The organism is Pauljensenia sp. UMB10120, from assembly GCF_030212035.1.
GTDB lineage: Bacteria > Actinomycetota > Actinomycetes > Actinomycetales > Actinomycetaceae > Pauljensenia > Pauljensenia radingae_A.
Genome location: NZ_JASODH010000002.1, coordinates 60,826 through 80,925, shown reverse-complemented (window position 1 = coordinate 80,925; position 20,100 = coordinate 60,826). Strand labels below are relative to the sequence as shown.

Annotated in this window: 21 protein-coding genes; 14 read left to right on the top strand and 7 right to left on the bottom strand. The window is 59.9% G+C overall.

Annotated elements, in window-relative coordinates:
* Positions 1–47 precede the first annotated feature (47 nt).
* The gene (cimA, locus tag QP093_RS02160) at positions 48–1,655 is read right to left on the bottom strand and encodes a citramalate synthase (protein WP_058236306.1); all 1,608 of its coding nucleotides are present in this window, start codon (positions 1,653–1,655) and stop codon (positions 48–50) included.
* A gap of 134 nt (positions 1,656–1,789) precedes the next feature.
* On the opposite strand from cimA, the gene QP093_RS02155 reads away from it, so the two are divergent.
* From QP093_RS02155 to QP093_RS02140, 4 genes are all read left to right on the top strand, one after another.
* A complete protein-coding gene (locus QP093_RS02155) occupies positions 1,790–2,206 on the top strand; it encodes a twin-arginine translocase TatA/TatE family subunit (RefSeq protein WP_285014401.1) in 417 nt (138 codons plus the stop codon).
* Positions 2,203–2,553: a Sec-independent protein translocase subunit TatA gene (tatA, locus tag QP093_RS02150; RefSeq protein WP_285014399.1), complete on the top strand. Its 351-nt coding sequence runs from the start codon at positions 2,203–2,205 to the stop codon at positions 2,551–2,553. The genes QP093_RS02155 and tatA overlap by 4 nt, the downstream gene beginning before the upstream one ends.
* Positions 2,554–2,568: 15 nt before the next feature.
* On the top strand, positions 2,569–3,408 hold the full coding sequence (gene tatC / locus QP093_RS02145; protein WP_285014397.1) for a twin-arginine translocase subunit TatC: 840 nt from the start codon (positions 2,569–2,571) through the stop codon (positions 3,406–3,408).
* A gap of 75 nt (positions 3,409–3,483) precedes the next feature.
* Positions 3,484–3,744 carry a DUF6457 domain-containing protein gene (locus QP093_RS02140; RefSeq protein ID WP_058236302.1) on the top strand — a complete coding sequence of 87 codons (261 nt, stop codon included), beginning with the start codon at positions 3,484–3,486 and terminating at the stop codon, positions 3,742–3,744.
* Positions 3,745–3,748: 4 nt separating this feature from the next.
* Here QP093_RS02140 and QP093_RS02135 read toward each other — a convergent pair whose 3' ends face one another.
* Positions 3,749–4,447 carry a TetR/AcrR family transcriptional regulator gene (locus QP093_RS02135; protein ID WP_285014394.1) on the bottom strand — a complete coding sequence of 233 codons (699 nt, stop codon included), beginning with the start codon at positions 4,445–4,447 and terminating at the stop codon, positions 3,749–3,751.
* Positions 4,448–4,783: 336 nt separating this feature from the next.
* Between QP093_RS02135 and QP093_RS02130 the strand changes: the two genes are divergently transcribed.
* The 9 genes from QP093_RS02130 (at position 4,784) to QP093_RS02090 (ending at position 14,657) form a co-directional block, all read left to right on the top strand.
* The gene (locus QP093_RS02130) at positions 4,784–7,237 is read left to right on the top strand and encodes a DMSO/selenate family reductase complex A subunit (protein ID WP_070725086.1); all 2,454 of its coding nucleotides are present in this window, start codon (positions 4,784–4,786) and stop codon (positions 7,235–7,237) included.
* Positions 7,238–7,398: 161 nt separating this feature from the next.
* On the top strand, positions 7,399–8,085 hold the full coding sequence (locus QP093_RS02125; RefSeq protein ID WP_070725083.1) for a DMSO/selenate family reductase complex B subunit: 687 nt from the start codon (positions 7,399–7,401) through the stop codon (positions 8,083–8,085).
* Between the two features lie 28 nt (positions 8,086–8,113).
* Positions 8,114–9,262, top strand: coding sequence for a dimethyl sulfoxide reductase anchor subunit family protein (locus QP093_RS02120; protein ID WP_285014393.1), 1,149 nt, complete (start codon positions 8,114–8,116; stop codon positions 9,260–9,262).
* Positions 9,263–9,305: 43 nt separating this feature from the next.
* Positions 9,306–10,088: a TorD/DmsD family molecular chaperone gene (locus QP093_RS02115; RefSeq protein WP_285014391.1), complete on the top strand. Its 783-nt coding sequence runs from the start codon at positions 9,306–9,308 to the stop codon at positions 10,086–10,088.
* A complete protein-coding gene (locus QP093_RS02110) occupies positions 10,088–10,780 on the top strand; it encodes a TorD/DmsD family molecular chaperone (RefSeq protein ID WP_285014390.1) in 693 nt (230 codons plus the stop codon). The genes QP093_RS02115 and QP093_RS02110 overlap by 1 nt, the downstream gene beginning before the upstream one ends.
* On the top strand, positions 10,777–11,649 hold the full coding sequence (locus QP093_RS02105) for a hypothetical protein (RefSeq protein WP_285014388.1): 873 nt from the start codon (positions 10,777–10,779) through the stop codon (positions 11,647–11,649). The genes QP093_RS02110 and QP093_RS02105 overlap by 4 nt, the downstream gene beginning before the upstream one ends.
* 115 nt (positions 11,650–11,764) lie before the next feature.
* Entirely contained in the window at positions 11,765–12,139 is a 375-nt protein-coding gene (locus tag QP093_RS02100; RefSeq protein WP_070725133.1) for a TOBE domain-containing protein, read from the top strand.
* Between the two features lie 36 nt (positions 12,140–12,175).
* A complete protein-coding gene (modA, locus tag QP093_RS02095; RefSeq protein WP_285014387.1) occupies positions 12,176–13,051 on the top strand; it encodes a molybdate ABC transporter substrate-binding protein in 876 nt (291 codons plus the stop codon).
* 37 nt (positions 13,052–13,088) lie between these two features.
* A complete protein-coding gene (locus tag QP093_RS02090; RefSeq protein ID WP_285014386.1) occupies positions 13,089–14,657 on the top strand; it encodes an ABC transporter permease in 1,569 nt (522 codons plus the stop codon).
* A 115-nt stretch (positions 14,658–14,772) separates the two neighbouring features.
* Here QP093_RS02090 and moaC read toward each other — a convergent pair whose 3' ends face one another.
* Genes moaC through QP093_RS02075 form a run of 3 tightly spaced genes read right to left on the bottom strand, consistent with a single transcriptional unit; the run spans position 14,773 to position 17,418 of the window.
* The gene (moaC, locus tag QP093_RS02085) at positions 14,773–15,261 is read right to left on the bottom strand and encodes a cyclic pyranopterin monophosphate synthase MoaC (RefSeq protein WP_058236293.1); all 489 of its coding nucleotides are present in this window, start codon (positions 15,259–15,261) and stop codon (positions 14,773–14,775) included.
* Positions 15,258–16,559 carry a molybdopterin molybdotransferase MoeA gene (locus QP093_RS02080; RefSeq protein ID WP_285014385.1) on the bottom strand — a complete coding sequence of 434 codons (1,302 nt, stop codon included), beginning with the start codon at positions 16,557–16,559 and terminating at the stop codon, positions 15,258–15,260. The genes moaC and QP093_RS02080 overlap by 4 nt, the downstream gene beginning before the upstream one ends.
* Positions 16,560–16,608: 49 nt before the next feature.
* On the bottom strand, positions 16,609–17,418 hold the full coding sequence (locus QP093_RS02075; RefSeq protein ID WP_285014710.1) for a HesA/MoeB/ThiF family protein: 810 nt from the start codon (positions 17,416–17,418) through the stop codon (positions 16,609–16,611).
* Between the two features lie 163 nt (positions 17,419–17,581).
* On the opposite strand from QP093_RS02075, the gene QP093_RS02070 reads away from it, so the two are divergent.
* Entirely contained in the window at positions 17,582–18,562 is a 981-nt protein-coding gene (locus tag QP093_RS02070) for a molybdenum cofactor biosynthesis protein MoaE (RefSeq protein ID WP_285014383.1), read from the top strand.
* 149 nt (positions 18,563–18,711) lie between these two features.
* Here the strand turns inward: QP093_RS02070 and QP093_RS02065 are convergent, their stop codons facing one another.
* A complete protein-coding gene (locus QP093_RS02065; RefSeq protein WP_058236289.1) occupies positions 18,712–18,969 on the bottom strand; it encodes a MoaD/ThiS family protein in 258 nt (85 codons plus the stop codon).
* On the bottom strand, positions 18,970–20,052 hold the full coding sequence (gene moaA, locus QP093_RS02060; RefSeq protein WP_285014381.1) for a GTP 3',8-cyclase MoaA: 1,083 nt from the start codon (positions 20,050–20,052) through the stop codon (positions 18,970–18,972).
* Positions 20,053–20,100: the final 48 nt, after the last annotated feature.

Here is a 20,100-nt window from a genome sequence, read left to right as displayed (position 1 = left end):
CGGAGCGATCCACGCTCGGCAACCGGAAAGCGAAACCGGTCATTTACTCAGCGCGGCAGAAGTCCCCAGCGGTATCCGTCGAATAGTGCTTCCCATGACGCCTCGATAATGTCGGTGCCGATTCCAACTGTGGACCATTCGCGCTCCCCGTCACTCATGGTGATCAGGACGCGGATCGTTGAGGCCGTCCCGGCGTGATGCTGGTCGAGGATATGCACCTTGAAGTCACTCAGTTCAATCACCGCGGCTTCCGGTTTGTACTGTGTGAGTACGGCGCGCAGCGCACGATCAAGGGCGTTGACCGGACCATTTCCTTCGCTGGTGTGGATGTAGCGCGCGTGGGTGCGGATCGTGACGGTAGCGCGTGTGCTCGAGAGCGGCTGTCCCTCAGCAGGTCGCTGACCCGTCGACACGTCCCACGATTCAACGTCCACGAACGGGGGCAGCATTCCAACCTCGTTGCGCAGCAGCAACTCGAAGGAGGCGTCTGCGCCGTCGTACATATAGCCGTCCGCTTCGCGCTCTTTCACAATGCGAGCCAGTCGTGTGGCAACGTCAGGACTGGTGAGGTCAATGCCCAGTTCCTGCGCTTTCAGTTCGATCGATGCACGTCCCGCCATCTCCGATACCAGCATTCTCATGCCGTTGCCTACCTGCTCGGGATCGATGTGCTGATACAGGTCAGGATCGACCCGAATGGCTGATGCGTGCAGTCCAGCCTTATGCGCGAAGGCGGAAGCCCCCACGTATGGAGTGCGCGAGAACGGCGCAATGTTGACGATGTGTCCGATGCTGCGTGCCGTTGAGGTCAGGTGCGTCAGCGCGTGGTCACCAAGCAGGTCAAACCCCATCTTGAGCTGCAGGTTTGCGAGACAGGTCAGCAGGTCTGCATTCCCGGTTCGCTCTCCGTAACCATTGATGGTTCCCTGGATCTGTCGCGCGCCTGCCCCGACAGCTGCCATCGTGTTGGCCACTGCGCAGCCGGTGTCGTTGTGGGCATGTATTCCCAGCACCACATCTTCATGTCCGTCATTGACGAGGGCGTCCCGAGCCTGTTCAATCATCTGCGCAATAGTGGCAGGCAGATTTCCGCCGTTCGTGTCGCAGGGAATGACGGCTGCCGCGCCGGCACGTGCCGCCTCGATCATGACCTGAATCGGGTATCGTTCGCGTGAGTCCCACGCCAGGCCATCAAAGAAGTGCTCCAGGTCGACCATAACGGTGATGGGACGCCCCACCGCGTCGGGTGACGACAGGTAGGAAACGGTGTCGCGCACCATGCGCAGATTCTCCTCTAGCGTTGTGCGCAAAGCACTGGTGACATGTCTGGGATCGGATTTGGCAACGACAGTGATGACGCTGGCGCCGCTGTCAACGAGCCCCGCAATCTGAGGGTCTTTGCTGGCCTTCATTCCGGCTTTCGTCGTTGCTCCGAACGCGACGAGGGAGGAATGTGACAGGTCAAGACGCGCTGCCTGCCTGAAGAACTCGGTGTCTTTCGGGATCGCTCCGGGCCATCCGCATTCAATGAAGTCGATCCCCAGGCGATCCATAATTCGCACGCACTCGATCTTGTCAGCAACTGACAGGCTGATGCCTTCCTGCTGGGCACCGTCACGCAACGTGGTGTCATATGTGAATACGTGCTCTTTCATGGATACAGTGTGTCAGTTCCGTGGCCCGTGACCTAATTCATGACGAGCATCGACCACAATGCGGGCTGTCTTGAGGCGCTGAAAAATGGCCTAACCGTCTACACTGAACGGATAGAAGCTGAAGGGGGTGTGCCATGTTCGGGATCAACGGAGCTGAATTCGTCATTCTTTTACTACTGGCGGCGTTGCTGCTGGGACCCCGATCGGTGGCACAGGCTCTGCATGGTTTGAAAAAGGCTCTGACAATGTTTCGGCAGTGGTCGGCCCGGCTTCGAGCCGACGCGTTAAGCGAATCATCTGCCTTGACGCCTCAGGATCTGAAGAATCTGCAGATGTTACGCGAATTTGACCTGTCGCAGTACTCCCCCAAACAGATGGTTCGAGAAGCTGTCCAAGACGAAATCAACGAGTGGATGAAGCAGGCAGGCCTGTCAGCCACCTCACTCAAGGACGCCGTGCAGTCCGTGCCGGATGGGACGCCCTCGACCAATGACACGAAACTTTCAATACAGCAATTGGATGCAGATAATCCCACTGGAGGTACGCCATGAGGCCCAGCCACATCGTCATCATCATCGTCGTTCTCATTATTTTGTTTGGCGCCTCGAAGCTTCCCGATATTGCGCGCTCGATCGGGCAGTCAGCCAAGGTTCTCAAGAAAGAGATGCGCGAGCTGTCTGACGACGATGGCTCCACGCCGGTTGCGCAGCCCCAGTCCCAGGCTCCGCAACCGCAGGCTCCGGTTCAGCAGCCCCCGGCCGAGCAGCCGCAGGCTCCGCAGCACGGCACATCTGCGCAGGCTCCCATGCCGCAGTACCCGCAGCAATCTCAGCAACCGCAAACCGGCCAGCAGCCAGACAACGGCACGCCTGAGAGCCCAGCGCCCTCCCAGAACTAGGTCCGAGCTGCGGGCATGAAGAAGTCCAATCCCGCAGGCCGGATGCCCATCAGCGCCCATCTGCGTGAACTGCGCAAACGCCTTGTGATGGTGCTGGTGGGAATCGTCCTGGGAGCCATCGCAGGATGGTACCTGTATGACCCCGTCATGGCGTTCATGACAGAGCCGCTGCGCGCTCTCGACTCGGCGACCACCCAGATTAACTTCCACACGATCGGCGCTGCGTTCGATCTGAAACTGCAGGTTGCGATCTGGATCGGCACGATCATCACGTGCCCGTGGTGGATCTTCCAGATCGGCGCTTTCATCGCTCCCGGCCTGCGCAGACGCGAAAAACTCTATATCACCGTCTTCGGCCTGGTCGGCGTCGTACTGTTTTGTGCGGGCGCTGCAACCGGCGTGTGGGTGGCGCCCAAAGCCGTCCATATCCTGCAGTCCTTCATACCCGACGGCGGCGTATCCCTGCTGCAGGCCTCCAGCTACGTCAGCTTCTACATGCGCCTGGTCATCATTTTCGGCCTGTCGTATCTGTTCCCGGAGGTCCTGGTTCTGCTCAACTTCCTCGGCCTGCTGCCGGTTCGCGCAATGCTGCGCGCATGGCGATGGGTCACCATGATCTGTTTTGTGTTCGCCGCAATCGCCAATCCACTCCCCAGCCCGTGGCCGATGACAATCCAGGCGTTGGTGCTGATCGCGCTGTATCTGCTTGCCGTCCTGGTGTGCTGGATTCGCGAGCGCTACATCAAATACGGCCGCAAGCTCCGCCCTCGTCCATCCGCCCAGTCCTCCAACGACATTGGCGAGGGCGTCTCACTCCCACGCAGACGGCGGATTCCACGCAAACGCGTAGACTGACCGTAGGTCACACATGGCGCACTGAGCAATTGAATCGGTGCCGACTGATCGGCATCCGCTACCGGAGGAGATGACATGGCAGACGCTGCAAAGAGCCCTGAAATGGCGGCCTGGTTGAAGGACGTCGCTGAGTCCCTCAAAATTGAAGACAACCCGCTTCCTGGTGCTCAGGAGGCTTTGCTGGATATGACCAGCAGTGTTGCACACGGGCCGAGCCGTCCAGGTGCTCCGCTGACGAATTTCCTGGTCGGATACGCTGCCGGAAAACTCGGCGTGGATGCAGCTGAGGCTGCGCGCGCGGTTGCCGAGCAGGCCGACACCTGGCAGATGAAGTAAGGTCTCAGGTTTCGTCCTCAGCTTTCGACGCCGTTTCGTCGATGAATCCGCGACGCGGCATGGGCGCTTTCCCACTTTCCGAGAAATGCACCAGCTGCCACGGCGGTGCAAGCGTCAGATACGTGGCGACCACTTCCTGAGCGTTCGCCGTCATTCCTGTGCGCAGCCACGCCGTAATCATCGCCATCATGTTGTGAAGCTGCTGGGAAACAGCCATTTCGATCCACAGTTGCGACGCGTTCCATTCCAGGCGTTGCGCAAAATCGGTCACATACTGGCTGAAAACTTCTTCCAGACGCTGCGCGAACAGTGAGCGCACAACCGAAGGCGCGTTGGTGGCGAAAATCTTGTGATAGATCTCGGGCTGTTGGCTGATTGTGCTCATCATCCGCACATACACGTCAGTCAGGCGTTGGCGCGGATCCTGTGTCACCGACGACAGCAAAGTGGCGAGGTCGGCGAAATCAGGCTGGAGCTGGTCAATCAGATAATTCGCCAGCAGGTCAGCTGGTGTGGACGCATGCTTGTAGAAGGTTTGCCGCGCGACGCCGGCGCGTGCTGTCAGCTCTGAAACCGTAATCTTGTCCGCAGGAGTGGTGCGAGCCAGCTCGATAACTGCGTGAACTAGAGCAGCGCGGGTGCGCTGATAGCGAGGGTCTTCTTCAGGACTGCGCTGTTTTGAAGCACGACCAGTAGCGTTCACGCATCCTCCTTGGCACCTCGGTCCTGATTGCGCATCAGGCGCTTTTAAGTGACCATACACAATTCCCGACAACATGGGTTGATGTGCTCAGCAGGAGCGGCAAGGCGATCAAGTACTCCGTGGTCCGCCATGTCGGCAATGGCGTCAACGGGGACCACTTCGTCGGGGGTTACACACGCCGAAAAACACCTAGGAAACGCCCCGCCATTTATGCAACACAGATGCCATCATATTCACCACTTCGAATGGCGTATTATCAGGCATTTCGCAGTCTTCAGGCATAATTGGATTATTCGTTATTTGACAGGTGTCAGCTAGTGAGACAAAGGGGTTGCAGTGAAAGCAGTCAAGACCGCGTCGGGACCGTCCCGACGTTCGTTCCTGCAGTGGTCGGCAATCGCTGGGGCCAGCGTCGGTCTAGTGGGATGTTCAAACTCCAACGTGCAGTACTCCCACACAGACGATTCAGGCACACTCGTCCCCAACGGCACGGGACGCCTGGATGTCGACAAGACAGTTTCGTCGGCATGCATCGTCAACTGCGGTTCGCGCTGCCCACTACGCCTCCAGGTCAAGGACGGCACGGTCGTTCGCGTCCTGCCGGACAACACCGGCGACGAGACACTGATGAACCGCAATATCCTGGCATGTGTGCGCGGCCGCAACATGCGTGAGCGTATCTACAACCCCGACCGTATCAAGACACCGCTGCTGCGCGTGGGAGCCAAGCGCTCCGACGGCGAGTTCAAAGCCATCAGCTGGGACGAAGCCATCGACCTGATCGTTGAGAAACTGCGCTACACCTATGACACCTACGGCCCCGAAGCGATCTACAAGAACTATGGATCAGGAGTGTGGAACGCCCTCGTCGCTTATTCGGGAGGCTGGCACCGCCTGTTCAATCTGCTTGGCGGCCACCTGAACTACTACGGAAACTACTCCTACCTGCAGATTTCTCAGTGCACAAGGTACGTGTACGGTTCACCCGATGAGCAGATCTCCAACTCGATCGAAGATTGCATCGACAATTCCAAACTCATCGTGTTCTGGGGCAACAATCCTCTGGAAACACGAATGTCAGGCGGCGGCATCGCCTACACGGCAACGCGTGCGAAGAAAGCTGGTGTGAAGATCATCGTGGTTGATCCTCGCTACTCCGATACAGCCTCCCTGATTGCGGATCAGTGGATCCCGATCCGTCCCGGAACCGACGCCGCCCTCGTCGCTGCAATGGTGCACGTCATGCTGTCCGAAAACCTGCACGACCAGGCTTTCCTCGACAAGTACTGCATCGGGTTCGACGAACAGCACATGCCCGAGGGCGCCCCGAAGAACGCCTCCTACCGTTCGTATGTGGAAGGCAAAGGCGAAGACGGGATTGAAAAGACTCCGGAGTGGGCCGCACAGATTACGGGGATCCCGGCCGACACCATCCGCAAGTTTGCACGTGAGGTGGCCACTTCCACGCCCGTCAACATCAACCAGGGGTGGGGTCCGCAACGCCACGCCAATGGTGAAAACCAGGCGAACTCGATTTATCTGCTGGCCTGCGTGACCGGCAACGTCGGTATTCCCGGCGGCGGTACCGGCGGGCGTGACGGTTATTACTGGCCACTGTCCCAGTGGCTTGACGACGGGACGAACCCGGTGGAAACGTCGATCAGCTGCTACAAGTGGACCGACGCGATTGACCACGGACCGGAGATGACGGCTCTCAAAGATGGTGTGCACGGCAAGGACAAGCTCGATGTCGGCATCAAGTTCATGGTGGTGTACGGCTCCAACATGCTCTCCTCGCAGCACGGCGACATCAATCGCACGCGGGAAATCCTTGACGATGACACCAAGTGCGAGTTCATCGTCGGGATGGATAACCAGATGACAGCGTCGATGAAACTGTGCGACCTGGTGCTGCCTGATACCACCACTGCTGAACGATGGGATCTGGTTCCCAGCGAATACACCGGTGAGCTCGCCTACGAAATTATGGTCGAACAGGCTATCGACCCGCTGTATGAAGCTCGCAGCTCGATCGAGGTGACCACGGAGATCGCCGAACGTATGGGTATTGGTGAAGAGTTCGCGCACGGCAAGAAAACCACGGAAGACTGGGCGCGTGACGTTCACGAGATGACACGCAAGGATCAGCCGCAGTTCCCGACATTCGACGAACTGCGCGATATGCGCGTCTACCGCTATAACCCCGACGAACATGTGGTGCCCCTCAAGGAGTTCCGCGAAGATCCGGAGGCCAATCCGCTGGAGACGCCGTCGGGCAAGATCGAACTGTATTCCAGCCAGCTGGCCGAGATGGCCAAGACGTGGGAGTTCCCCGATCCACTACCCGGTGACCGACTGACTCCGATCCCCGAATACGTCCCCACTCGTGAGGGCGTCGAGGAGGCGCGCACCAACAAGAAGTATCCGCTGCAGGTCATTGGACACCACTACAAGTCACGTACGCACTCGACGTACGGCAACCTGTCGAAGAACCGCGAGGCTCACCCGCAAAAGGCATGGATCAATATTCAGGATGCCCGCAAACGAGGGATCGCAAACGGCGACCAGATCCGCATCTTCAACGATCGCGGCACAATCCAGACGCAGGCGTTCGTTTCAGCGCGCATCGCACCAGGCGTTGTCTCTGTTCCGCAGGGCGCATGGGTTGAATGGGACGAGAACGGTGTGGATCACGGCGGTGCAGTCAACGTTCTGACATCTCAGCACCCCACTCCCCTGTCGAAGGGCAACGGTCAGCACACGAATCTTGCACAAGTGGAGAAGGTGTGAGGCACATGGACGTGACGCTGCCATTCGCGAAGCCGGCTTCGACAACGCCCGTGAGGCTGCCCGTATAAGCGGCGGCTCCGCACAAGCCCCACGACCCGCCAACCACAGATTTTCACAGACTTGACCGTTCAGTACTGAACAGATCGCCACGAGGAGGACCGATGGATCAGGACGCGATCCCACAGCCAGGCAGGCACGACACGGTTGATCAGCCGTTGACGCAAAAGGACGCCGGTTACGGATTCTTTTTCGATCAGAACATGTGCAATGGGTGCAAAGCCTGCCAGATCGCATGCAAGGACAAACATGACTTGCCTGTCGGCATGAACTGGCGCCGCGTGATCGAATACACCGGTGGCACGTGGAGCACCAACGAGCAGGACGGCACGTTCACGCCCAACGTATTCAGCTACTACACCTCCATCTCGTGCAACCACTGCGAGAACCCGATCTGTATGCGCGTATGCCCCACCACTGCGATGAGCCGACGCGACGACGGCACCGTCTACGTTGATCAGAGCAAGTGCGTGGGATGCCGATACTGCCAATGGGCATGCCCCTACGGCGCGCCGCAGCTCGATTCACGCACCGGTCACATGTCCAAGTGCGACCTGTGCTATGACTACCGCGAGCAGGGTCAGAACCCGGCATGTGTCGACGCCTGCCCGACCCGCGCGCTCGGATGGGGACCGATCGAAGCTCTGCGCAAGGAGTTCGGGTCCGAATCAGGTATCGCACCCCTGCCGGATCCGTCGATCACGAAACCGCACCTGGTCATCAAACCGCACCGTGATGCCCAAAAGTGGGATGAAGGCACCGGTATGATCCAGAATCCTGAAGAGATCTAGGCCCGTTACATCGGCACGAAGGAGCATCATGCACATCGGCGAACTCCCCATGATCATATTTACTGTCGTGGCTCAAATGTCGGTCGGAGCATTCTGGATTCTCGGCCTCATTCAGTTGATCGGACGGCGCTCAGGCATGAGTAACACCACGATTGACCGCATCACGAATGCCGGCATGTATGCGGCCGGCCCACTGTTGCTGTTCGGTTTCTTCGCGGCGTTCTTCCACCTCAATGATCCCTTCCATGCGCCCTTCACACTGCTCCATATCGGATCCTCGTGGCTCTCGCGCGAACTCATCTCCGGGGTTCTGTACGCCGGTCTCGGCGCCTGTTTCGCGATCGCTCAATGGTTCAACATCCTCAGCCGCACTGCCCGAGACACCCTCGCAGGACTGACCGCACTTGCCGGTCTGGCTCTGATCATCTCTATGACGGGTGTCTACTACTTCACCGAAACGGTTCCCGCCTGGCACAACATCTTCACGTGGGTTTCCTTCTTCTCCTCAGCGTTCTTTACCGGCTCCCTCGCTGTTGCGCTAGCCTTGTTCATCGCATGGAGTATGCAGTCCGGCAACGCCGCCCCCGCACGCAAGCAAGTCCGCGAGCCAGCTCGTGCAGGTGCCTACGCCGGCACTTCGTCCGTCCTCATTGACGAAGTCGACTCACCCATCACCGACGCTTCACCGAATTCTTCAGCCACGCAGCCAGCGCCACAGGCTCGCGCCGGCAAGAAGACAGGCCTGATGACCAAGGTGCTGGATATCGTCAAACGTGGCGTGTTCCCTGACGGCCAGCTCTCCGATGAAACCGTGACACTTGCGCAGCGTTCCATGCGCCTGTCCACCGCGATCGCAGCCATTGCCGGGATCGTCCTGATGGTCGCCTACCCCTTCTACATGACGTCTCTGGGATTAGGCAGCGAAGTGGAACGCACCGTCGCTCACCACATTGCCTCACACGGATACCTCGCAATACGCTTGGTGTCACTGGCCGTTGTGGTCGTGCTGATTGTGCTGGTTGTGCGCAAACAACTGGAAAAGGCAACCAGCCCGTCCAAGCCGCTGGTGTGGCTGCTTGCCGGAGCTTTCGTCCTGGCCGTTCTGACCGAGCTACTCGGCCGCGGTCTGCACTACGAAGGGCTCGTCCGAGTCGGAATCAACACCGTCTTCGGATAACATGACGTATCCGACACGCTGATTCATCCACGATAAGACACTGATGCTTGATACTGATTCACTCGACGCTTTCAGCGCCGCCTTTTCCGTACTTGGCGCTCTGCACCGCGTGCCGGCGCGCGACACGACGGCACGCAGCATTCGAGGCATGCTTAGCGACTGGCCCCTGCCTGCCAGCGGCGCTTCAGCAACGGGTATTGACCTGCTGCGTACCAGCTGTAACGAAGATGAGTATTCGCGTTGGTCGGATCAGGATGCGCTCTACGGCATCTCCGCGCGTGCACAGATCCCACCCTACGAGTCTGTTCACCGCGGCACTGACGGCCTGATCTTTGGCGTGGAGACTTTGCAGGTGCGTCAGTATTACGCGGCTCTGGGCTATGAGGCGCCACGACTGGGCAAAGAACCCGATGACCACATCGGTCTTGAGCTCGACTTCATATCAAAAGCGCTGCTGGTCGTGCTCGATCACCTTGAACAGGGCGACAGTGATCAGGCAGAAGACGCCCTCGTCCTTGCCGCATCTTTTACGTACACGCACCTGCTACAGTGGGCGCCTCAGATGCTGGAAAGTGCGGTCGAGCTTGCCCGGACACGTTGGGTACGCGGCCTGATCGAGCTGACCGGTGGCACGCTCGAGCAGTGGAAACAGGCTCTTGAAGATGACGGTCATCCTCTCGAACGCTATGTGCCGGATGAGGCTGCCCTGCACGAGGGCGACCTGACTGCATGCCAGGACGCACAGCGAAGCGGTGGCCCGGTGCCGGTGAAGATTCAGCCGGCACCGTCGCACTCCGCCTCACACAGTTGGCTGAGCGACCTGTGATGACCGCTTTCGATCCGTTGAGCGCGCCTGACACATCCGATGTGATCAGCCGGGGCACACGAGTGGGCACAGCCGCCTCCGTTTTGTCGATGCTCTTCGCATCCACACCCGAGACAGGCGTTCTGCATAACGTTGCGAACCCCGAGATGCTGCGGTTGTGGCCGCTGCGAGATGACGACTCACTGGAAGCGGCGCGACAACTTGCCGCTGCCGATGAGAGTGCCCGCCAGATTCGCGATGAGTATCTGCTGGTTCTGGGCTTTGGCGGCCCCATCCCGATGACGGAACGCGCTGCGGGGTTGGCGCAGCGTAACGCGTGCGCAGACCTCGACGCTTTATATGCCCGCCACGAATTCCCGACCGTCATGTTGCGCGATGTGCCTCTTGATCACGTGGGCGTGGAGGTCGCCTTCGCCGGGCACCTGGCGACTGCTCTTGCCCTGGCGTGGCGCACGCGCGACGCCGCCGCATGCGCGCAGCAGGCTCACAGTCTTGGCGATTTTCTCGATCACCACCTGGGCCCACTTGCAGCGCGTGTCATTCACGGGATCCGCACACAGTGCGCAACTGCGACGTATCGTGCGGCGGCTCTTCTGCTCACTGGGATGCTCAAGGAAAGCGTGGCGCTCGCCGATTTTGCCGTGCACGCGGATCCAGGCCAGGCGACTTCCAGCGAAACCGACATCTCATGAGCGCGATGCAGGCGGTGCTGCGGTGGCTCGGCGCCTTCGATCCGGCGCACCACCTGGTGCTGGTGTGTGACCATGAGGCGGTTCCCCCGATCAGCTCTGGAGATGCGGCGCTGGTGTGGGATAGCTGCCTACACACCGTGACCGCTTCTGATACAGCACAGCTGCTGGTCCAAGGTGCCGAGGCTGTTCGCTTCGTCCCCTGTTCGGAGCACCCATCGCAGTGCCAGGACACTTTGAAGCATTTGCGCAACATTTTCGGTGACCTGCTCGGCGCCTATAAGACTCCCCGGCGCGCAGCCCATCGTCCACGTGTCACTTGGATGGCACACGTGCAGATGCCCCGACGTGCCCTGCTTCCTGTGCCCTCGGATTCGGCGCTGACAATCTCAGCAAGCAACGAGTGGAGAAGCTTCGAAGCTTTCCATGAGTTGGCTGACCAGCGCGCCATCGTCCGGCCCGCGGTATTCGCCGATACCGACCGGGTGCACATGCTGCGCTGTTCGACATGTTCGGCTCAGGTCGTTCACTGTCAGGTCAACCAGTCCGCAGGCATCGATGCCTCTCAGGCGTTCCACGATTTTTCGGCGCTGTGTCCGGCATGCCAGGTCGCTGTCCATTACTGTCCCGCGCACACCACTCAGGACGAGCAGGGCGCGGCGCTTCTCGCACCTTTCGAAGCAGACGAACAGCGACGCGAGCAGACTGACCTGACGCCGTGCACAAAATGCCACAACTTGCATCCCGCGTCGGAGGGCGCTCTGTGCGCGCTGTGCACATTCCGCATGGCGCACCCCTTTGATGCCGCGATTCCTCGCGACGTGCGGGAAACCTTCCCTGAGGACGTGCGCACGCAGTTGCGCGGCATCTGAGCCGCATGGTCGTCTAGCCTGTAGAGTCCCGCAATGCGGGGGTTTGCCGTACCACTTCCGCAAATGCGGCATTAGTGACGAGATAGTTCCGCTATTACCCGATAGGATGATGAAGATGAATTATCGTATCTCGGAAGTGTCAGAGCTGTTGGGAGTCTCTGACGACACGATCCGTCGATGGATTGACGATGGACGCATCGAATCAGCCGAAGGCTCGTCACCCCGTGAGATCACGGGCGAGTCGTTGGCGCGTTATTTGATGTCCACTAACAACCTGTCAGGTAGTCACACGGCGTCGAGCCGTAACCTACTCAAAGGCCTGGTTCTGGAAGTCGAATCAGACAAAGTCATGAGCCAGGTCGTCATGCAGTGTGGCCCCTTTCGAGTCGTGTCACTGATTTCAACCGAGGCAGTACGAGACCTCGATTTGAAACCTGGCGTCATCGCGCGTGCGCAGATCAAAGCAACGAACGTCGCGATCGTCACGTAACTCGCTCGCGGCCATGCCGCAATGAAAAGATGAACAATGCTTCGCAAATTTGGTACCAGTTTTGCGCTGCTGGCAACGGCAGCATGTGCACTGGCAGGATGCTCCGGTGGCGGCTCAACAGAATCTGAACAGTCCGAACCCGCAGCTGCCCTTCAGTCAGAAACTTCGCAAAGCTCCGAGGCCGCTTCCGCGTCAGAGGGTCAGAACTACGGTGACATCACTATTTTCGCCGCAAAATCTCTGACGAAGTCCTTCACCGAACTCGGTGAAGCGTTCGAGGCGGAGAACCCAGGCTCGAAAGTGACGTTCAGCTTTGACGGCTCACAGAACCTAGTCGACCAGATTCACCAGGGCTCCCCCGCCGACGCATTGTTCACCGCCGACCAAAAGAACATGGACAAGGCCGCTGAAAATGGCGACGTCGAAGCTGATGCCTCCTACGCCACCAACACGCTGGTCATGGTGGTTCCCAAGGGCAACCCCGGCCAGGTCGAAGGCTTCACTACTGAGGCGCTCGAAGGTAAGAAGCTCGTGGTGTGCGCCGAGGGCGTCCCATGCGGCAACGCCACCAAGACTCTGGCTGAAAAGAACGGCGTCACTTTCCAGGCCGTGTCCGAGGAGCAGAACGTAGGCGACACGCTCGCCAAGGTTGAAACCGGTGAAGCTGATGCCGGACTCGTGTACAAGACCGATGCCATGTCATCAGACAAGGTTGACGTCATTGAGATCGTGAACGCCGATCAGGTTGTCAACGATTACCGCGTGGCTCTGACGAAGAGTGCGAAGAACAAGGAAGGCGGACAGGCGTTCATCGACTTCATCCTCTCCGACAAGGGTCAGCAGGTCCTCGACGCCTACGGATTCACTGCTCCGACTACGAAGCAAGCAGTACATACCGACATCCATGTGTGACCCGCTTCGGCGGGCCACACTCACGTAAGGGGCATTCGTGAAACTGAAATACGCGCCGTGGCTGACGGCACCGGGGATCCTGGCCGCGGTGTTCCTGGTATTCCCGCTGCTCACGATCTTTGTCCAGACGCCGTGGACTGATTTTGGCCGCTTCATTTCCACTGATATTTCTCAGGATGCCCTCTGGCTGTCACTGAAAACGTGCGGAGTATCGGTCGCGCTGTGCGTGTGTCTGGGCGTTCCCCTCGCATTCGTCCTGGCGAATCTGCCGGATGTGTGGTGGGCGCGGTTGCTGCGCACAATCGTCACCCTGCCGATGATGTTGCCGCCGGTGGTGGCTGGCTTGGCGCTGCTGCTCACCTGGGGGCGGCGTGGCCTGCTCGGCCAGCACCTGTCGGTGATCGGCATCGAAATCGGCTTCACCTCCATCGCGGTCATCATGGCGCAGACCTTCGTCGCCATGCCGTTCCTCATCTCCTCTCTTGAGGGTGCGATCCGCACCCGTGGAAACGAATACGACGAAGCCGCCCGCGCGCTCGGCGCCTCGCGTACCCGTACGTTCTTCCACGTCACCTTGCCCGTCATGTTCCCGTCGATCCTGTCAGCAGCTGCCGTGTCGTTCTCTCGCGCGCTGGGCGAATTCGGTGCGACGATCACATTCGCAGGCTCGCTGCAGGGCACCACCCAAACCATGCCGCTCGCCATTTACCTGCAGCGTCAGTCCTCCACAGAAGAAGCGCTCGCCCTGTCAGTCGTCCTTCTCACCATGGCAATCGTCATTCTGTTCGGAGCGAATCTCCTCGCTGTGCACCTTCCCGGTGGCCGCCCTGCAACCGAGCGGAAACCATACAGCGATCACGCGCAGCGAATTGACGAGGATGCCCTCGACACTCCTCTTCCCGACGAAAACAAGACGGACAGCGTTGACCACTCCAAGGTGGATTCGGCCACTGCCACTGCTGCGCGTCCCTCATCGAGCACGGACATCGATGTCGATGCGGAAGTGGCTCAACGTGGAGTAATGCTGAAGGTGCACATTCCCGGCGGTCAGATGACGGCCGTCATGGGGCCGAACGGTTCAGGCAAATCGACGCTGCTGGGGCTGATTTCTGGCACAGTGACTGCGTCCAGCGGTGGAGTCACGTTTTCGAAGCCGTCACCCAGGATCGTCCTGCTGCAGCAAAAACCGTTGCTGTTCCCGCATATGAGTGTGCTTAAGAACGTGGAGTTCGGGTTGTGTTCGGGCGGAGCGTCGCGCGCCGATGCACGCAGGCGCGCAATGGCTGAGCTGCGGGCGGTGCGAATGGATGGACTGGCGGATCGTCGTTCCACGCAGCTGTCGGGAGGCCAGGCTCAGCGGGCTGCCATTGCCCGCGCCATGGCGTTGGATCCGGACATTGTGCTGCTCGATGAGCCAATGGCCGGGCTGGATGAGCGGTCAGCGCAGTCGGTGCGCACTGAGCTGGAACGCCGCATGCGCACCTCTCCCTTTACCGGCGTGCTGGTAACGCATGATCCAGAGGATGCCGAACAGCTCGCTGATTTCAACGTGCTGATTCGCCACGGCCGTGTCGATCGTGCAGAATCCGTCGACTCCGCTTCCTGAGCGTCCAGCCGGGGCGTTGGGCCCTCCAATACCCAGCCAACTGGCGTCCGGCCATTGCTTGAACGTCCGTCGGGTCAGCGGCTAGCTGCCTGTCGCACGACCCAGCGACTATCGTTCAGCCAGCGTCAGGCTCAAATCCGGGGCGATACCAGTCGCCCGACCGCCCGCCTGCCTTGTGGATGATCTGGCAGTTGGTGATTCTGGCTGAACGATCAACGCCTTTCACCATGTCAATAATCGCCAATGCGGCCACCGAAACAGCGGTAAGCGCCTCCATCTCCACTCCCGTGCGATCTGCAGTTCGGACCGTTGCGCGAATCAGCACCCGGTCCGCGCCCAGTTCAAGATCCACTTCGCAGCCGTGCACGCCGATGACATGAGCCAACGGCAGCAAGTCAGGCACCTTCTTTGCCGCCGCGATTCCCGCAATGCGCGCCACTGCCAGCACATCGCCCTTGGGGACGGTTCCGTCGCGCAGCGTCTGCATGATCTTCGGTGAGCACTCAACCTCGCCAATAGCTGTTGCTTCTCGAACGGTTGGCTTCTTGGCGGTGACGTCCACCATGAAAGCACTGCCGTCTTCATTCAGATGCGTCAGTTTCATCGCGCCCTCCCTAACCACATCACATCAACCAGATCGCCAGCCTCCACCTTCGCACGTTCAGCCGGCACGCGCGCCAGACCGGTTGCACCGGCAAGGGAGGCCACAAAATGAGACTTCGAGCCGCCGTGGCTGGACGGGTGGATCAGCACGCCATCAGGTGTGACAGTGCCACGCTCGTCCCTGTTGCTATCCCCAATCATCACCTCCCGCTCGCGGGCAGTGACCGGCAGGAACTGTACGCGGCCAGGTTTGCGTGACCAACCGGTACCTGCACGAACCGTGGTAAACAGTGCATCAAAATCGACGGGAGGCTCACCGGCGAGCGCGCGCATCAACGGCACGGCAAACAGGTGCCAGGAGACGAAAACACTGACGGGATTGCCAGGCAGGCACAGAATCGGGATGCGGCGCGCGGGATGACCCGCAGGCTCGAGCACACCACATCCCTGGGGTTTACCCGGCTGCATCCCCACCTTCACGAACTCCACGCCGTATGCCCGCAAAGCGGCTTTGACCACGTCAAACGCGCCGGCCGAAACGCCGCCTGCCGTGATGAGCAGGTCAACCTGGTCGAGGATATCCTGCAGATCCCTCATGAAATCTTCCACTGTATCGGCGTGGAATGCGCGGACCAACGGCACCGCACCGGCTTCACGGACCATGCCTGCCAACAGGATTGAGTTGGAGTCCGGGATCTGTCCGAGGGCAAGGTCAGCTCCAGCCTCGCGCAGCTCCTCCCCCGTCGTGATCACTCCGACACGCACCTGTGAACGTACCGCCACCTGCCCGTATCCCACAGAGACGAGGGCGGACAGGTGAGCTGCGGTCAGGTGCGTTCCTGAAGGATAGAGCAGGTCGCCCTCGTTGATGTCCTCACCGCGTCTGCGCACATTTGCGCCTGCAGGAACTGTCGCGGTTGGAACAATCCGGGCGGGCGGATCTGGCGCCATATTGGCTCCGGGGTTCTGTGTGTTTTCAACCGGGATCACGGCGTCGGCGCCCTCCGGCATCGGCGCACCTGTCATGATGCGTATGGCGCAGCCCGCGGGAAGAACTGGAATATCAGTGCGGCCGGCGGGAATATCGTCTGAGACACGCAGTGCGTGGCCCTCGCGTACCTCGTCAGCACGCACGGCAAAACCGTCCATCGCGGAGTTTGTGAACGGTGGGACGGCGAAGCGTGCGCGGATGTCCTCAACCAGAACTCGCCCCAGAGCTTCGTCGATGGGAACAGTACTTTCCGGAAGAGGCGCGCCCAAGGCCATCACGTCGCGATAATGATCGGCAACGTCTTTCATCTGCTTGTTCCTTTCCTCTGCGCGTGCGGTTCCTTACGGCATTTCAGGCTTACTCCGGGTGACCGGAGATGCGCGTTGAAGTCCGCCGCTTAAATGTCATGTCCCGTAGCTGCCCCGCAGCTGTGTCGATGAACGCGACACGCCCCAGCAGGAGCTGCCCGTATCCGGCGGCAAGTTTAGTCACCTCTCCTACCATAAGAGATCCGACCATCCCGGTGATCGGACCGATGACAGGCGAGCTCGCTCCCTCTGCGACCACGTCTTCTCGCGGCGCGCACGCATACAGGTCAGTGAGGCGAACCTCGACGGGTACGCCCGCTGTACGCGCAGCAGGACCGCTCCAGAAAGTTGAGACTTGCCCGGCAGCTCCCAGCACGGATCCCCACACTTCAGGTTTACCCAAGCGTGTGGCCGCCGCGTCGATGAGGTAACGGGTGGCGAAATTGTCCGTGGCGTCAACAATGATGTCGAATGGCTCGAACAGGTCATCAACATTTTCAGCCGTCAGACGCAGGTGGTAACACGTCACGTCCACGTCCGGATTGAGATCAGCGATCCGTCGCGCTGCACTGTCTGTTTTCGCTTGTCCGAGCTCGCTCATGGAGTGAATGACCTGGCGATGCAGATTCGACGTATCCAGTACATCGGAATCCACGATGCCGATGTGACCAATGCCGGCACCTGCCAGATACATCAGCACCGGCGAGCCGAGCCCTCCGGCCCCGATCACCAAAACCGACGTGCCCAGCAGTCGGCGCTGGCCTTCTTCTCCCATGCCGTCGAGCAACATCGGGCGCGCATAGCGTTCGCGTTGTTCGTCGGTCAGTGCCGTGCCGGCTCGTCCAAGCGGTGTGATCATCACCCACCTACTGTACGCGAGTCGAATTGCTGATGAGCTGGCGCTGCAACGCTTACCATGTCAGACCAGTCGCCCTCGGACATGCGCGTAAGAAAACGCGGAGCGGCGGTGCCCGACGGACGGGTTGTTGGCCTCTTCGAGGCGCGTGAGTATGATTGCCTTCATGCCTCATGTTGCGGTGGTCACGATATCTGACAGGTCTGCGGCCGGAGTGCGAACCGACCGTTCCGGGCCGCTCGCACAGAAACTGCTGAGCGAATATGCGCAAGTCAGCGGTGTGGTGATCGTCCCTGACGACGCTGACGCAATTACCGCCGCGATCAGGGATGCTGTTGCCGGCGGAGCCAACATCGTGTTCACCACGGGCGGCACAGGCTTTTCCACGCGTGACGTCACTCCCGAGGCGACCATGCCACTGTTGTCGAAGCGGGCCGAGGGCATCGAGGCGGCTTTGCGTTCCAATCCGGAGGTTCCAGCTGCCGCGTTGTCACGCGGGGTGTCAGGCGTCATCGAGTGTGAGGGGCGGCGCGCTTTCGTTGTCAACGCTCCTGGGTCAACGGACGGAGTGCGCGATGCTGTGGCCGTAGTCGGTCCGCTGATCTCACACATCACCGAGCAACTTGCTGACGCTGACCACACGGCGCCCGCCGAGCAGATCGGCCAGTCGGCTCATCAGCGTGCCACCCATGCGATCCAGAGCCGCGGGGTCAGCGACGGTTCAGATGCGCGCGTTGTGATCGCAGAAGTCACGGATCAGCCTATCGATGTGACAGCGTTGCAGGAAGCGGTGCGCGATTCTCAAGCTGGTGCCGTGGTTCTTTTTGATGGCCGGGTGCGCAACCATGATGACGGCAAGGGCGTTGTGTCGATTGACTATGAAGCGCATCCCGATGCCGGCATGGTGATTGAACGGATTGCCCGAAGATGTGCGCACGGGTCAGGTGCGATCAAGCTGGCGATTCAGCATCGCTATGGTCACCTTGAGGTGGGTGACGTGGCGTTTGCGGCTGCGGCGTCGGCGGCGCACCGGCGCGAGGCGTTCGCCCTGCTGGAAAGTACGGTTGAACAGGTCAAAGCCGAGTTGCCGGTGTGGAAAAAGCAGGAGTTTGTCGACGGCTCACACGAGTGGACAGGCAGCGCATAGGGAACGTAGGGTGCGAAGGCTGCGCGCGTGACGCACAGGTCCCGTCCTCGCTCTATCCAACAGCTGCGCACGTGGCGCGAAGTCTTGAGCTACCGGAATCCTGACGGCGTGCGTGTGCCAACAGCTGCGCCCGTGGCGCGGAGTCAGAATTATCCGCCGGCAAATGGTGGCAGCACTTCGATCTGAATGTTGTCTCCGAGCTGACAACGCTCCGCCTCGCTGATGGTCTGGCCGTCGATAATCAGAGCACACACCCCGACGAGGTCTGCAAAATGCGCTGACTTTCCTACGGCTAAGCAGGCCCGCAATTCGGCCGCGTCTATTGACTGCGGCACGTCAACAGTTTCGGTGCGCGTGCCAGCTGCTTCTGCTGCACCAGCGAAGTACGTGACGTGAGCTCGAGTCATTTATCCTCCGATCGCGCTCATGGGGCGGCGCGGTTTCAAGAAGTCTGGGTCATTGATCCCGTGACTCGGTTGTTTACCCCACATGGCAAGTCGCCACGTCTGCGCGATGTCCTCGTCGGTGGCGCCTGTGCGCATCATCGTGCGCACATCAGTTTCTGAGCGGGCAAAAAGACAGGTTCGGATATTCCCATCTGCGGTCAGGCGTGTGCGGTCACATTCGCCACAGAAAGGTCGTGTCACTGACGCAATGATGCCGAATCTGCCGCCTGGGTGATCGGCACCTGACATCACATCCCACTCTTCTGCCGGGGAGGCTCCTCGTTCCCGATCGGACCGATGAGCCAAATCAAAGTGTGGGCGCAATGTGTCCAGAATGTCGTCGCGAGTGATCATATCTTCGCACTTCCACGATCCGCGCGGTCCAAGAGGCATGAATTCGATAAAACGCAGTTCGTATCCGTTACGCAGCGCATGCCGAAGCAGCTCTGGCGCCTGATCCTCGTTCACACCCGGCATCAGCAGCGCGTTCAACTTGACTGGACGAAGGCCGGCCTGGGCAGCCGCAGCAGCTCCCTGAACCGCATCATCGAATCGGTCCCGTCGGGTCATCATGCGATAGCCCTGGCGAGTCGCCGAATCCATTGAAATGTTGACTCGCTGAAGGCCGGCGCGCGCCAGCGCTTCAGCTCGGTGCGTCAGGCCCAGACCATTGGTCGTCATGGATAGATCTGGCCGCGTCCCTTTCCAGGTACACAAACTCGCCGCGTATGACACAAGTTCTTCCAGGCTGCGGCGCATCAACGGCTCGCCGCCGGTGAAGCGTATTTTTTCTATTCCGCACTGCTGAACGCCAATATGGATCATCCGTTTGATTTCATCATCTGTGAGGATTCGGTCAGGGGAAGAAAACTCCACACCTTCTGCAGGCATGCAGTACTGGCATCGCAAATTACACCTGTCAGTTACCGAGATGCGTAGATCTCTGGCGACTCGCCCAAACTGATCGAGTAACACGGGAACATCCGGGCGCTTTGCCGGATCAAGACGTGCCTGCATCAGTGGCATATTCAATGCGATGCTCAAGAAACCTCCTCCGCAATGCACCTAGTGTAAGGAGCCTAGTTTAGCAGC